Source organism: Pantoea sp. FN0302, assembly GCF_050113775.1.
Lineage (GTDB): Bacteria > Pseudomonadota > Gammaproteobacteria > Enterobacterales > Enterobacteriaceae > Mixta > Mixta alhagi.
Map to the genome: position 1 here is coordinate 2,047,210 of NZ_JBNJSM010000001.1, position 14,353 is coordinate 2,061,562.

At 52.9% G+C, this 14,353-nt stretch carries 12 protein-coding genes; 2 read left to right on the plus strand and 10 right to left on the minus strand.

The genetic code is table 11. From position 1 onward, the window contains the following. Positions 1-16: 16 nt before the first annotated feature. From glnK to ACQE32_RS09690, 4 genes are all read right to left on the minus strand, one after another. Positions 17-355 carry a P-II family nitrogen regulator gene (gene glnK / locus ACQE32_RS09675; RefSeq protein ID WP_007886947.1) on the minus strand — a complete coding sequence of 113 codons (339 nt, stop codon included), beginning with the start codon at positions 353-355 and terminating at the stop codon, positions 17-19. A gap of 249 nt (positions 356-604) precedes the next feature. Then, a complete protein-coding gene (locus tag ACQE32_RS09680; RefSeq protein WP_426980971.1) occupies positions 605-2,374 on the minus strand; it encodes a SmdB family multidrug efflux ABC transporter permease/ATP-binding protein in 1,770 nt (589 codons plus the stop codon). Continuing rightward, positions 2,367-4,145 (minus strand): SmdA family multidrug ABC transporter permease/ATP-binding protein, encoded by a 1,779-nt coding sequence (locus tag ACQE32_RS09685; protein WP_426974614.1) that lies wholly within the window; start codon positions 4,143-4,145, stop codon positions 2,367-2,369. The genes ACQE32_RS09680 and ACQE32_RS09685 overlap by 8 nt, the downstream gene beginning before the upstream one ends. 50 nt (positions 4,146-4,195) lie before the next feature. Continuing rightward, the gene (locus ACQE32_RS09690) at positions 4,196-4,657 is read right to left on the minus strand and encodes an Lrp/AsnC family transcriptional regulator (protein ID WP_426974615.1); all 462 of its coding nucleotides are present in this window, start codon (positions 4,655-4,657) and stop codon (positions 4,196-4,198) included. A gap of 116 nt (positions 4,658-4,773) precedes the next feature. On the opposite strand from ACQE32_RS09690, the gene ACQE32_RS09695 reads away from it, so the two are divergent. Both ACQE32_RS09695 and queC read left to right on the plus strand, forming a co-directional pair. Beyond that, positions 4,774-5,811 carry a PLP-dependent cysteine synthase family protein gene (locus ACQE32_RS09695; RefSeq protein WP_427021672.1) on the plus strand — a complete coding sequence of 346 codons (1,038 nt, stop codon included), beginning with the start codon at positions 4,774-4,776 and terminating at the stop codon, positions 5,809-5,811. A 115-nt stretch (positions 5,812-5,926) separates the two neighbouring features. After that, complete coding sequence (gene queC, locus ACQE32_RS09700) at positions 5,927-6,622, plus strand: 7-cyano-7-deazaguanine synthase QueC (protein WP_427021673.1); 696 nt, start codon at positions 5,927-5,929, stop codon at positions 6,620-6,622. Positions 6,623-6,664: 42 nt separating this feature from the next. Here queC and ACQE32_RS09705 read toward each other — a convergent pair whose 3' ends face one another. The 6 genes from ACQE32_RS09705 to clpX form a co-directional block, all read right to left on the minus strand. Next, complete coding sequence (locus ACQE32_RS09705; RefSeq protein ID WP_250652058.1) at positions 6,665-7,063, minus strand: YbgC/FadM family acyl-CoA thioesterase; 399 nt, start codon at positions 7,061-7,063, stop codon at positions 6,665-6,667. A 108-nt stretch (positions 7,064-7,171) separates the two neighbouring features. Beyond that, the gene (locus ACQE32_RS09710; protein WP_427021674.1) at positions 7,172-7,543 is read right to left on the minus strand and encodes a ComEA family DNA-binding protein; all 372 of its coding nucleotides are present in this window, start codon (positions 7,541-7,543) and stop codon (positions 7,172-7,174) included. Between the two features lie 139 nt (positions 7,544-7,682). Further along, the gene (gene ppiD, locus ACQE32_RS09715) at positions 7,683-9,551 is read right to left on the minus strand and encodes a peptidylprolyl isomerase (protein ID WP_426974618.1); all 1,869 of its coding nucleotides are present in this window, start codon (positions 9,549-9,551) and stop codon (positions 7,683-7,685) included. A 246-nt stretch (positions 9,552-9,797) separates the two neighbouring features. Further along, complete coding sequence (hupB, locus tag ACQE32_RS09720) at positions 9,798-10,070, minus strand: nucleoid-associated protein HU-beta (RefSeq protein ID WP_038627591.1); 273 nt, start codon at positions 10,068-10,070, stop codon at positions 9,798-9,800. 337 nt (positions 10,071-10,407) lie between these two features. Then, positions 10,408-12,762, minus strand: coding sequence for an endopeptidase La (gene lon, locus ACQE32_RS09725; RefSeq protein ID WP_426974619.1), 2,355 nt, complete (start codon positions 12,760-12,762; stop codon positions 10,408-10,410). Positions 12,763-12,950: 188 nt separating this feature from the next. Then, on the minus strand, positions 12,951-14,225 hold the full coding sequence (gene clpX, locus ACQE32_RS09730; RefSeq protein ID WP_085067710.1) for an ATP-dependent protease ATP-binding subunit ClpX: 1,275 nt from the start codon (positions 14,223-14,225) through the stop codon (positions 12,951-12,953). Positions 14,226-14,353 lie beyond the last annotated feature (128 nt).

Sequence of the window (14,353 nt, forward strand, 5' to 3'; positions counted from 1 at the left end):
AGTTACCGAACCCGACTTAAAGAGCGGCTTCGTCAGTTTCACCGGTGCGAATACGGATAACGCGTTGCAGCTCAGCAACAAAAATTTTGCCGTCGCCAATTTTGCCGGTATAGGCCGCCTTACTGATCACATCCACTACTTCATCCAGTTGATCGTCAGCAATGGCGATATCGATTTTGACTTTCGGCAGAAAATTCACGCTATATTCAGCGCCACGATAGAGTTCAGCGTGGCCTTTTTGACGACCAAATCCCTTAACCTCTGTGACGGTCAATCCCTGGATGCCGATAGAAGAGAGCGCTTCGCGCACATCCTCCAGTTTGAATGGCTTGATGACAACGGTAACCAGCTTCATACGCTCCCCTTGCTTAATCATGTTGGTCAGGCATCTGACACAGGGAGGGTAAAGCAAAGGTTGTGCCAGCTATGGACCGAGAGTGAAAGTAGAGCAGGAAGCGGCGTAATCGGCACGAGCGCGCCTGTGACAGGAAAAATGGCCGCACACAGCAGAAAAAAACGCACCATAAAGGTGCGTTATGACAACCTGGTGCGCATTTCCAGAGAACATTCTGATAATCACGCCTGAAAAAGGTGCAAGAAGGGATCAGGCTCCTTCAGTAATGCCCATTGTCAGCTCACTGCCTACCTGCTGCAGCTGATACATTTGCCAGTAGCGCCCCTGCCGCGCCAGTAGCTCAGTGTGCGTGCCGCGCTCAACGGCCTGTCCACGATGTAACACCAGAATCGTATCCGCTTCGGTAATGGTAGAAAGACGGTGCGCAATAACCACCAGCGTGGTTTTCTTTCTGACTTGTTGCAGGGCACGCTGAATCGCCTGCTCGGTGCCGGAATCGATATTGGCTGTCGCCTCATCCAGAATAAGGATCTGCGGTTCGGCAACCAGGACACGCGCCAGCGCCAGCAGCTGCTTCTGCCCTACCGACAGATTATTACCTTGTTCATTAAGGCGCGTATGGATGCCGTCAGAGAGGCCGCGTGCCAGCTCTGCCAGTTGAACCGCTTCCAGCGCCTCCCAAACCGCCTGTTCGCTGATATCACGCCCCAGCGTTACATTGGCGAAGAAGCTATCGGCCAGCACCACTGGATCCTGTTGAACCATTGCCACTCCCTGACGCAGCGCCTGATGGCTGAATTGTTCCAGCGGACGTCCATCCAGACAAATGCGCCCCTGCTTCACTGGATAGTAGCCCATCAGCAGGCTGGCAAGCGTACTCTTACCGCTGCCGGTATGACCGACAAGGGCGACAAAGCTGCGTGAAGGAACCTGAAGTGAAATGTCTTCCAGCACATTGCGTCCGTCACGATAGGCAAAACTCAGATGTTCAATATCGATGCGGCCACTTTGCAAAGGCTGATCTTCCTGACCGTAATGCTGACGCGGTGCATCCATGAGCTCAAAAATGCGCTCGCCAGCAACAATCGCCTGCTGCAGCATCGACTGCTGCGTGGTCAATTCAATTAGCGGTTCATTTAGCCGTCCCAGATAGCTGATGAAGGCGTACAGCACGCCAACCTCAAATACGCCAACCGACGAGAAACTAAACAGCATCAGCAAACCGCACAAAATAGCCGCTGAAAACAGGCTGAGCAAGGGACGCAGCAGAAAGCCGTCCAGCCTTAACGTCTCCATGCGTGCCAGATAGTGCGATCGACTGGCCTCCCCTATCCGCTCGCCAAATCGTGCCTGTTGACGAAACTGCTGAATAACGCTCATGCCGTTGATGACTTCATTAAAGCCATTATTGATATCGGCCAGATAGCTGCGAACCCGCCGAACAATTGGCGTACTATAGCGCTGATAGATCAGCATCACGGTGAACACCAGCGGGAAAATCACCACCGCTACCAGCGCCATGCGCCAGTCCAGGCTAAACATGGCGATCAGCATTGCGCCAACCAGCGCCGCGCTGCGCAATACGGTCGCGACAACCGTCACCCAGAGATCTTTTATGACTTCAGTATCATTGGTCACGCGTGAAATAATCTGGCCCACCGGCTGCTGGTCAAAGGCGCTGAGCGGCTGACGCAAAGCCGCATCCATCACATCAGATCGCAGTCGCTGAACAACACCCACCGCCGCCTGGTTAAACAATAACGCCTGCCAGTAATGCAACAGCGCCGCCAGCCCCTGCAGCAGAATAAACGCACAGGCCAGGCCAATCGCCAGCCCAATGGGCATTTGATGCTGCGCAATAAAATGATCGATAAAATAACCAATCAGCACCGGGCCCAGCACTTCGGCAGCGGCAGCGATCCACAGCATCAGCACCGCCAGCGAGAGCGCTTTACGCCAGGGTTTGCCGTAGGAGAGCAGCCTTTTCAGCGTCGGCCAAAGTTTTCTGGTATCAGCCATGCTGTTTCTCCTCACTGCTGCGGCTAACTTCATCCTCACTCAACGCGGCTTCCAGCTGCTGATAACGATACATATCGCTATACCACCCCTTCTGCTGTAACAGCGCGTTATGCTCGCCACGCTGCGCCACAACGCCATGCTGCATAACCAAAATTTCACTGGCTTCGGTAAGCGCCGACAGGCGATGAGCGCTGATGATCACTGTTCGACCCTGTCCCCAGCGACGCAGGTTATGCAAAATTTGATGCTCGGTACGCCCATCCACTGCCGAAAGCGCATCATCCAGTATCAGGATTTCGGCATTCAGCAGCAGGGCGCGCGCGATAGAAATACGCTGCTTCTGACCGCCGGAGAGCATCACGCCGCGTTCGCCCACCTCGGTTTCATATCCCTGCGGCAGACGCAGAATATCTTCATGAACGCTTGCCAGCTTAGCGGCGCGTTCAATTTCATCGCGACTGGCGCCAGGACGCCCCAGCGCAATATTGTTCGCTATGGTATCGGAAAACAGAAACGGCGTTTGATTCACCACCGCCAGCCGCCCGCGCCAGCTATCAATCCGCAGCTGCGTCAGCGGGATACCGTGATAGCGAATATCGCCCTGAGAGATATCGAAATGGCGCTGAATCAGGCTCAACAGCGTACTTTTCCCCGCCCCGGTGGGGCCGCACAGACCCAGCATCTGCCCAGGCCTGAGATTAAAATTCAGGTTGCGCAGCGCAGGCTGCGCGTTGCCTGGATAGCTGAATTCGCGGATTGCCGCCTGCAGCACGCCGCGTCCTTCCGGCAATATCTTACTGCCGTCTGCCACCGCCGGTGCCTCTGACAGCAGCGAACGAATACGGCTCCACGCCGCGCTGCCGCGCTCAACAATGTTAAACATCCACGCCAGCGCCAGCATTGGCCAGATCATCAGGCCCAGATACATAACAAAGCTGGTTAACTGGCCCAGCGTCATCTGCTGATGCCAGACCAACCAGCCGCCACCGCCAACCGCCAGCAAATTAGATAAGCCAATCGCGATATAGATCGTAGGATCAAAGCGGGCGTCCACGCGCGCCACGCGCAGGTTTTTCTCACCGGCGTCCGCCGCTATCGCCGCAAACTGCCGGGACTGATGATCCTCAAGACCGAAGGCTTTCACCATGCGGATGCTGGTCAGGCTTTCCTGCGCCTGATCGTTGAGGGAGGAAAATGCACCCTGCGCCAGCTTAAAACGCTGATGCAGCTGTGTGCCGTAACGCTTAATCATCAGCGCCATAACCGGCATTGGCACCAGCGCCAGTAGCGTGAGCTGCCAACTGATTTGCGTGCTCATCACAATCAGTACCGCGCAGCCCATCACCAGCGAGTCCACCAGCGTCAGCACCCCTTCACCGGCAGCAAAAACAACGCGGTCTACATCATTGGTCGCCCGCGCGATAAGATCGCCGGTACGGTGACGCAGGTAAAACTCCGGATGCTGGCGACTTAGCTGACGGTAAAAATTTTCCCGCAGCTCTACCGCCAGCTGATAAGAGGCGCCAAACAAGAGTACACGCCAGACGTAGCGCAGCAGATAGACCACCAGCGCGGTTACCAGCATGATGCCAATCCACATCATGATTGAGCCAGCGCTCAGGTGATGCAGCGTTACGCCATCCACAATAATGCCCACGATTTTAGGCGGCAGTAGCTGCAAAATCGCAATGACGATTAACAGAGAAACCGCGCCGAGATAGCGCCGCCACTCACGAAGAAAATACCAACTTAACTGGCTAAACAATCGCACAAAAATTGTCCCGCAGGGTTAAATGATCAGCCAAAAGGCTGCAGAAAAAATCAGGGTTCAACAGGTAATGCCGTGGTGTATTTTATCTCTTCCATGGCAAAACTGGAGGTCACGTCAATCAGGCCGTTAACGCCGTTGACCAGACGCTTATAGAGCGCATCATACTGTTTCATATCGGCCACCTGGATGCGTAACAAATAATCATATTCGCCCGCCATGCGATAAAACGCCATGACTTCGGGCTGGTCCTTTACCACGCTAACAAACTCCTGATACCACTCCCGGTTATGCTGTTGTGTTTTAATCAGCATAAAGGCAGTTAATCCCAGCCCCAGCTTTTCACTATCCAGCAGCGCAACGCGCCCGCGAATGATGCCCTCATCCTCCAGCTTTTTGAGCCGTTTCCAGCAGGGCGTGGTAGTGAGATTAACAGCATCGGCTAGCGCCTGTAACGACAGCGTGCAGTCCTTCTGCAGCAACGCCAGCAGCTTGCGATCGATTTTATCTAACACCGGCGTCTCCGGAGAAAGTTTTGCTATGGATACCCAATTATACAGGAAATAAGGCAAACATTTTTTCCGCTGAATGCCTTACGATGATTGCCTTTATTACCGGGGGAAACAGGATCATGAGCAGCCAGTGGGTTAAATACGCAATTAATGAAATCAATGCGGATTTTCAGCGCTCCGCCGAAACACATCTGATTCGGTTTACGCTCCCCCAGTTTCCAGGCATCTGGTTTTATCTTAAAGATGAAAGCACGCATCCAACCGGCAGTTTAAAGCACCGCCTGGCCCGCTCCCTGTTTCTCTATGGCCTGTGTAACGGCTGGATTAAACCTGGCACCACGATTGTCGAAGCCTCATCTGGCAGCACTGCCGTTTCCGAAGCTTATTTTTCACGTTTGCTTGGCCTGCCGTTTATTGCCGTGATGCCTGCCAGCACCGCACGCCGTAAAGTTGAACAGATTACCTTTTATGGTGGTCAGTGCCACTTTGTTAACGATCCCTGCGCCATTTATGAAGAGTCTGAAAGGCTGGCGCGCGATCTTAACGGCCATTTTATGGATCAGTTTACCTACGCCGAACGCGCTACCGACTGGCGCGGCAATAATAATATTGCAGAAAGCATCTTTCGACAGATGGCCAGCGAACCTTTTCCTGTGCCGGATACGATTGTTATGTCTGCCGGCACCGGCGGCACCTCAGCCACGATTGGGCGCTATTTACATTATCAGGGACATGCTACGCATTTACTGGTGGTGGACCCGGAAAACTCTGTGTTCCATGATTACTGGCATACGCGCGATAAAGCCTTACGTAACATCAGCGGCAGTCGTATCGAGGGAATTGGTCGTCCACGCGTCGAGCCCTCTTTTATACCCGATGTTATTGACGAGATGCTACGCGTTCCCGATGCGGCTTCCGCCGCCGCAATGCATTATCTGGCCCAGATCCTCGGTCGTAAACCGGGCGCCTCTACCGGCACCAACTTCTGGGGTGCGGTTCAGGTTGCGCAGCGGATGCGCCAGCAGCAGCGAGAAGGCGCTATTGTGACGCTACTCTGCGACAGCGGCGATCGCTATCTGGATACCTGGTATGATCCGCACTGGGTTAAAAATCAGGTAGGCGACCTGACGCCATGGCTGGAGCAGATGCATAGTTAATCAAAAGCCATGCGTTTAAGACGCTTTGGCTGCTCTGCCCCGTACAGCGGGTGGACTACCTTTCTTGCGTTTCAGGCATTACCATAAGTGTGAACAAGTTCAGTAAGGCTAAAAAATGAAACGAGCAGTGGTAGTTTTCAGCGGCGGGCAGGACTCCACAACCTGCCTGATTCAGGCATTAGCGCAATATGACGAAGTTCACTGCGTTACCTTCGATTATGGTCAGCGTCATCGTCAGGAGATCGATGTTGCGCGCGAACTGGCAATACGGCTTGGCGCTCGCGCTCACAAGGTGCTGGACGTTACGTTACTGAATGAGCTGGCGATCAGCAGCCTGACACGCGATAACATTCCGGTACCGCACTATGACGCCAGCGCCAGCGGTTTGCCCAGCACCTTTGTGCCGGGACGCAATATTCTTTTTCTTACTCTGGCTTCAATTTATGCTTATCAGGTTGAGGCTGAGGCGGTGATTACCGGCGTTTGCGAGACGGATTTCTCTGGCTATCCGGACTGTCGCGATGAGTTTGTCAAAGCGTTAAATCACGCTATCGAACTGGGTATGGCGCGCGCCGTACGTTTTGAAACGCCGCTGATGTGGCTGAATAAAGCAGAGACCTGGGCGCTGGCAGACTACTGGCAACAGCTGCCTTTGGTTCGTCAGGATACGCTGACCTGCTATAACGGTATCAAGGGTGACGGCTGCGGTGAGTGTGCTGCCTGCCATTTACGGGCAAACGGGCTAAAAAGCTATCAGGACGATCCCGCCGCCGTGATGCACAGCATGCAGCAGAAAACCGGATTAGGCTAAACAGTTGGGTAAAAGCAGCCGGGCCCTTCCCGGCTGTTATCGTTAGCTAAGTAGCGTCTCCATTCGCGTAAGTAATTCTCCCTCCAGCGGCAACGCTTTTTGCGTTTTCAGATCAATACAGACAAAGGTCAAGGTTGCATCGGCAATCGCAGAGCCATCCTCTTCCAGCGTTACCTCCTGACCTATTACTCCGCTTTTGCTGTTCAGCTGCAGTAGCCGACTATTAATACAGAGCACATGGCCCAGCAACGCCGGGCGGCGGTAATTTATATTGATATTTACCACTACAAAGGCCAGCTTGTTTTCCATGAGCCAGTGGAAAGCGTTTAGCTTCTCCAGCCATTCCCAGCGCGCCTCTTCCAGAAACTCCAGATAGCGCGCGTTATTAACATGTTGATAAACATCCAAATGATAGCCACGTACTTTTATCAGGGTCTGCATAGCGCCTTGCCTTATCAATGTTAAAGGTCATACGATCTGGTATGACCTCTTCAGATTAGCAGCGGTGCGCGGCGGCTGAAAAAGTTGTCCTTCGCGCTGGGAACAGGATCACAATTTAAGCCGTGACAGGTTACGCTCCACCAGCGTGCTGCCAATCCCCGGCACTTCTTTTAGCTGTTCCAGTTCCGTAAAGGGTCCAAACTGCTGACGATAGCTCACAATCGCTTCCGCTTTTTTTAACCCGACCCCGTTCATTACCGCCGCCAGCTCCTGTGCCGATGCGCTGTTAATGCTCACCATGGTTTCTGCTGCCTGTGGTTTGTCGGCGCTTTCCGCCCGGGATGCGTTAACCGTGCTGGCCGCTGCTGGAATAGCGCTGTCGCTCTCCCTGGCTGCCAGCGCGCCTGGAACCGTCAATGTCCAGCAGAAGGCGCTCATGGTTAATGATAAGCAGAGCGCTGAAAGAAAATTCTTATGCATGCTGATGTCTCCTTGTGTGTAACAGCAGGAGAGACAGTAAAGACAACGGAGGTTCAGTACAAAAGGCAAAGATAAGATATGGAAAAGGCCGCGAAAGCGGCCTTTATATTTGCAACGGATTGCATTTTTTATGCGGGAGTTACTGCATTTCTACCGCAGCACCGTACTTGATTTTCGCATCCTTACGCAGATTGCTTAACAACGCATCAAAGACGATCTGCGCATTATTTTGGGTTACGCCCTGCGCCAGGGCTTTTTTCTGCGCGTCAGGCAGGCTTCCGGCTTTTACCTCATCCAGCGCCAGCAGCACAATGTTGCCCTGCATATCTTCGCTGCTGCCATAAACCGGTTTACCCGCCTGTGGCTGTGGCAATGCAAACACGGACTGGACAATGGCATCACGATCGTTACGCGTGAAGGTTTTCGCCTCCCCAAACGCCAGGCCCGCTGCTTTTAATGCATCCTGTTTGCCTGCTTTCAGATCGGCCAGGATTTTTTCCGCCTGCGCTTTAGCCTGTTTTTCCGCCTTGTCATGCTTCAGCGTTTCAGCGATCTGCGTTTTCACTTCCTCAAGCGCTTTGACCGCTTCCGGCTTATGGTCGTTCACGCGCAGGATGAAAGCACGATCGCCATCAACGGTGATCATATCGGAGTTGCTGCCCGGCGTGCCGTTTTCGCCCTGCAGATTACCGTTGAAAATCGCCTCGGCAACTGGCTTAAAGTTCAGCGCTTCCGGAATATTGTCACGGCCAAACCACTCGGTTTCCACCGCCTTCACGCCTGCCGCCTGCTCTGCGCTGGCTAACGATTCATTATCGTTGCTTGCCGCATCGCTGACTTTTTGCTGCAGCTTATAGTAAGCATCCAGCGCTTTTTCCTGCTTCACTTTATCCGCAATCGCATCATGCACTTCCGCCAGCGGTTTGATCTGCTCTGGCTGAATATCATCCAGACGCACAATCAGGAAACCAACGGAGGATTTCACTACGCCTGACAGCTGACCTTTGCTGGTCAGGTTAGCCTCTTTCAGTTCATCCGGTGTGGTGGAAGGCTCCAGCCAGCCCATATCGCCACCCTTACGTGCGGAGATCGGATCGGCGGATTTTTCTTTCGCCAGCGCGGCAAAATCGGCGCCCTTCTTCAGCTGTTCCAGAATAGCTTGTGCATCAGCTTCGCTCTTGGTCTGAATAATGCTGTAGCGGTTACGCTGAGGCTGGGCATACTCAGCCTTGTGCTGCTCGTACCAGCTCTGAATATCCGCTTCGCTGGCGCTTTCCTGCATGCTGGCTGCATCAAGCTTGATATAGCTTACGCGGAACTGCTCCGGTGCCAGGAAGCTGCTCTTGTGCTGAGCGTAGTAATTTTTGATTTCGTCATCGCTAACCTGTTGCGCCGCTGCCAGCGCATCCACATTCAGCGTGGCCTGACGCACAACGCGCTGCTGGGAAACCAGCGCCGCCAGCGCATCGGTTTCACCGCTCAGCATGAAGTCAGTACCGGCGATAGCTGAAATAAGCTGCTGGGTGGTTAACTGTTTGCGCAGCGCTTCAGCATACTGGTCGGCGGTAAAGCCCATGTTGTTAATCAGGCTCAGATATTTGGCGTTATCAAACTTACCGTTGGTCTGAAACGCTGGCTGATTAAAGATGGCCTGTTTGATCTGCTCATCGCTGATAGCCAGATTTAATTCTTTGGCGTACTGATCCAGCAGCATTTCATCTACCAGCTGAGCCAGCGCCTGCTGACGCATCTGCTGCATATAGCCTGCGTTGCCTGCCAGCTGCGAGAACTGCTCGCCCAGCATCTGCTGTTGGCGGCTACGCTCGTTGTTAAATGCGCGATCCAGCTGGGCACGGCTGATCTCCTGGCCATTGACTTTGGCTGCGTAATCGCCGTTACCGCCAATCAGATAGTTGCCAACGCCGGTCAGCACGAATGACAGGATAATCAGTCCCAGAATAATCTTGAGCACGACATGATTCGACGCCGCACGTAAATTGTCCATCATGGTATGACAACACTCCGCTGTAATGTGAATGTAAACCTCACGCAGGCACCCCATCCTTGCAGGCGTGCGCGTTGCTGCTTTCAGGCCGACTGTGCCTGGCCATGCTCTGACATCCGCTGCTGACGTTTGTCACCTGTCAGAATAAAAAAGGCACATCAATTGTCTGATGTGCCCGTATGTTACATGAGAACGCAATATCCGTCCTCTCTCCACCAAAGAAATTGCTCTAATGGTGTTAACCGTAAATCAGTTCACCGCGTCTTTCAGTGCTTTACCGGCACGGAAGCCAGGTACTTTGCTTGCTGGAATGGTAATTTCTTTACCTGTCTGCGGGTTACGGCCAGTGCGTTCAGAACGCTCACGTACGGAAAACGTACCAAAGCCAACCAGAGCCACTTCTTCGCCTGATTTCAGGGAATCAGAAACTGAACCAATAAAAGCATCTAAAACACGTCCTGCTGCCGCTTTAGAAATATCAGCGTCTGCGGCAATTTTGTCGATCAATTGTGACTTATTCACTCTGTTCATCCCCTCTTTTATTATTCACTATCGCAGCCGACTTCCAGCCAGACGCGAACGCGCAGCCAGTTATATCAAGGTTGTTGAGCCGAAACAACGGGAATTCTCTGGGTCGTTGTTTCAACAGCCCTCTAAATTAGCGGCACAAAAAAAAGCTGGCAAGTCCCATTTGACTTGCCAGCTACGCTTTTTAACTGATTTTGTCTTTATACCCGTCATGCTTCAAGCTGCATGCGCGTTGGCTGTCCTCGCTCACCCCAGTCATTTACTACAGTAAGCTCCTGGGGACTCCCTGCCTCGACGCCTTCCTGCAACTCGAATTATTTAGGGATAGTCACTATTTTGCCGTGACAACCTGCATCCCATAAGGTGCGTTTTGCAGCGCCAGGGTCAATACATCTTCAATGCGTTTAACCGGATGAATGTCCAGATCGGCCAGCACGTTTTCCGGGATCTCTTCCAGATCGCGCTTGTTATCATCCGGGATCAACACCGTTTTAATCCCGCCACGATGCGCTGCCAGCAGCTTCTCTTTCAGGCCGCCAATAGGCAGCACCTGACCACGCAGCGTGATCTCGCCGGTCATCGCCACATCAGCGCGTACCGGGTTGCCTGTCAGACAGGAAACCAGCGCGGTGCACATCGCAATACCGGCACTCGGTCCATCTTTCGGCGTGGCGCCTTCCGGCACGTGCACGTGAATATCGCGTTTCTCGTAGAAATCCCCGTTGATGCCGAGTTTCTCTGCGCGCGCGCGTACCACGGTTAATGCCGCCTGAATTGACTCCTGCATAACTTCGCCCAGCGAGCCGGTATAAGTCAGCTTGCCTTTGCCCGGCACGCAGGCGGTTTCGATAGTCAGCAGATCGCCACCCACTTCCGTCCACGCCAGACCAGTTACCTGACCAACGCGGTTTTCGTTGTCGGCGCGACCGTAATCGAAGCGCTGTACGCCAAGGAAATCTTTCAGGTTATCGCCATTGATCTCGATATGCTTCAGATTTTTATCCAGCAGCAGCGCTTTCACCGCTTTACGGCACAGTTTGGAGAGCTCACGCTCAAGGCTACGCACGCCCGCTTCACGCGTGTAATAACGAATAATGCCGACGATCGCGCTGTCATCTACGGCGATTTCGCTGGATTTCAGCGCGTTACGCTCGATCTGTTTCGGCAACAGGTGCTGTTTGGCGATATTGAGTTTTTCATCTTCGGTATAGCCGGAGAGACGAATCACTTCCATACGGTCCAGCAGCGGCGCCGGGATATTCATTGAGTTAGAGGTCGCAACAAACATCACATCGGAGAGATCGTAATCCACTTCCAGATAGTGATCGTTAAAAGCGACGTTCTGCTCAGGATCCAGCACCTCAAGCAGCGCTGAAGCCGGGTCACCGCGCATGTCAGATGACATTTTGTCAATCTCATCCAGCAGGAACAGCGGGTTTTTCACGCCAACCTTCGCCATTTTCTGGATAAGTTTGCCAGGCATAGAGCCGATATAAGTACGACGATGCCCGCGAATTTCCGCCTCATCACGCACGCCGCCCAGCGCCATACGCACATACTTACGTCCGGTCGCTTTAGCGATAGATTGTCCCAGCGAGGTTTTACCCACGCCCGGCGGCCCAACCAGACACAGAATCGGCCCTTTAATTTTGTTAACGCGGCTCTGTACCGCCAGGTATTCCAGAATGCGGTCTTTCACACGCTCGAGGCCGTAATGGTCGGTATCCAGCGTTTCCTGAGCTTTACGCAGGTCTTTTTTCACCTTGCTGCGCTCATTCCATGGAACCTGAACCATCCATTCGATATAGCCGCGTACCACGGTCGCTTCTGCTGACATTGGCGACATCATTTTCAGCTTCTGCAGCTCGGCTTCAGCTTTTTCGCGCGCCTCTTTCGGCATTTTGGATGCGTCGATTTTACGCTTCAGCGCCTCATATTCATCTGGCGCATCGTCCATTTCGCCCAGTTCTTTCTGAATGGCCTTCATCTGCTCGTTCAGATAGTACTCGCGCTGGCTTTTTTCCATCTGTTTTTTGACGCGATTACGAATACGTTTTTCTACCTGCAGCAGGTCGATCTCCGATTCCATCATCGCCATCAAATATTCCAGACGTTCGTTAACGTCGGACATTTCCAGCACAGACTGTTTATCAGCCAGCTTCAACGGCATATGCGCCGCCACGGTATCGGCCAGGCGCGCGGCATCGTCGATGCTGTTCAGCGAGGTCAGTACTTCAGGCGGAATTTTTTTGTTGAGCTTGATATAGCCTTCAAACTGGTTGATGGCGGTGCGCACCAGCACTTCTTGCTCGCGCTCTTCAATCTCAGGAGAAGCCAGGTATTCCGCCTGGGCGGTAAAATGCTCACCGTTATCGGCAAGCTGGGTAATACGTGCCCGCTGTAACCCCTCAACCAGCACTTTTACAGTGCCGTCCGGCAGTTTCAGCATTTGCAAAATAGAAGAAACGGTCCCTACAGAGAAGAGATCGTTAATGCCAGGTTCATCCGTTGAAGCCTCTTTCTGTGCTACCAGCATGATCTTTTTATCATGATCCATTGCGGCTTCGAGGCACCGAATCGATTTTTCCCGACCAACAAACAACGGAATTACCATGTGCGGATAAACCACTACGTCGCGCAAAGGCAACACAGGGATTTCAATGCGTTCAGAACGCTCAGGATTCATAGAGCTCTCTCTTAGTTTAAAGTCCGCCAGGTGATGGGTACCGCATAGTGCAGGCTATGTGCCAGGGAACCCACAGGTAATTGAGTATATGGGGATGTTTGCCAGACATTCAATGTCCGGGACGTGAGAAAAACAAAAGGGGGACAAATTCCCCCTTTTATAACTAACTTGCTGGTTGTGTTGACGAATTATTCGCCAGATGCCTGCTGCGCTTCATGAGTGCCGTAGATAAGCATGGGTTTTGACTGCCCTTCAATCACAGACTCGTCAATCACCACTTTTTCCACATCATCCATTGAAGGCAGATCGTACATCGTATCCAGCAGAGCGGCTTCTACGATAGAACGCAGGCCACGGGCACCGGTTTTACGCGACATCGCTTTCTGCGCAATGGCCGTCAACGCTTCGTCACGGAATTCCAGCTCAACGCCTTCCAGGTTAAACAGCGCCTGGTACTGTTTCGTCAGTGCGTTTTTCGGCTCACGCAGAATCTGAATTAACGCTTCTTCGCTCAACTCATTGAGCGTCGCCACCACCGGCAAACGACCAATAAACTCAGGAATCAGACCAAATTTGATCAGATCTTCCGGCTCAACCTGCTCCAGCAGTTGCCCTTCCGATGCTTTCTGCGATTTGCCTTTTACCGTCGCGCCAAAACCGATGCCGGAGCCGGTTTCCACACGCTGGGAAATGACTTTATCCAGGCCTGCAAAAGCGCCACCGCAGATAAACAGAATCTTGGAGGTATCAACCTGCAAAAATTCCTGCTGCGGGTGCTTGCGTCCGCCCTGCGGCGGTACGGCAGCAACCGTGCCTTCGATCAGTTTCAGCAACGCCTGCTGCACGCCTTCACCGGACACATCACGCGTAATCGACGGGTTGTCTGATTTACGGGAAATTTTATCAATTTCATCGATGTAAACGATGCCACGCTGCGCTTTCTGCACGTCGTAGTCACATTTCTGCAGCAATTTCTGGATAATATTCTCAACGTCTTCACCCACATAACCTGCTTCGGTCAACGTGGTGGCATCCGCCATCGTGAAGGGCACGTCCAGCAGACGCGCCAGCGTCTCGGCCAACAGCGTTTTACCGCTACCGGTTGGACCAATCAGCAGAATATTACTTTTGCCCAGCTCAATACCGTTGCTGGTATCGCCATTGCGCAGGCGTTTGTAATGGTTATACACCGCCACCGCCAGCACTTTTTTCGCCCTTTCCTGACCGATAACGTAATCGTCAAGATGATGGCGAATTTCGTGCGGAGTCGGTAACGCGCTACGCTCTCGATGCGGCGCGACTTCTTTTATCTCTTCGCGAATAATGTCATTACATAAATCGACACATTCGTCGCAGATATACACTGACGGCCCGGCAATCAGCTTGCGCACTTCATGCTGGCTTTTACCGCAAAAAGAGCAGTACAGCAGCTTCCCTGAACCGTCTTTGCGCTTATCTGTCATCAGCTAACCTCTTTATTTATCTCGTCCGCAGTTAAATGCGGCGATGGCAGCCAGACTGACTGCCCTCATTCGTAGCCACTCTTCACCCATTGTCTGCTGTAACTATAGCGTATGCAGCGGGATGGAGT

Coding starts and splice junctions, on each gene's coding strand:
- glnK (WP_007886947.1), bottom strand. CDS start 355: ATGAAGCTGGTTACCGTTGTCATCAAGCCATTCAAACTGGAGGATGTG.
- ACQE32_RS09680 (WP_426980971.1), bottom strand. CDS start 2,374: ATGGCTGATACCAGAAAACTTTGGCCGACGCTGAAAAGGCTGCTCTCC.
- ACQE32_RS09695 (WP_427021672.1), top strand. CDS start 4,774: ATGAGCAGCCAGTGGGTTAAATACGCAATTAATGAAATCAATGCGGAT.
- queC (WP_427021673.1), top strand. CDS start 5,927: ATGAAACGAGCAGTGGTAGTTTTCAGCGGCGGGCAGGACTCCACAACC.
- ACQE32_RS09705 (WP_250652058.1), bottom strand. CDS start 7,063: ATGCAGACCCTGATAAAAGTACGTGGCTATCATTTGGATGTTTATCAA.
- ACQE32_RS09710 (WP_427021674.1), bottom strand. CDS start 7,543: ATGCATAAGAATTTTCTTTCAGCGCTCTGCTTATCATTAACCATGAGC.
- ppiD (WP_426974618.1), bottom strand. CDS start 9,551: ATGATGGACAATTTACGTGCGGCGTCGAATCATGTCGTGCTCAAGATT.
- lon (WP_426974619.1), bottom strand. CDS start 12,762: ATGAATCCTGAGCGTTCTGAACGCATTGAAATCCCTGTGTTGCCTTTG.
- clpX (WP_085067710.1), bottom strand. CDS start 14,225: ATGACAGATAAGCGCAAAGACGGTTCAGGGAAGCTGCTGTACTGCTCT.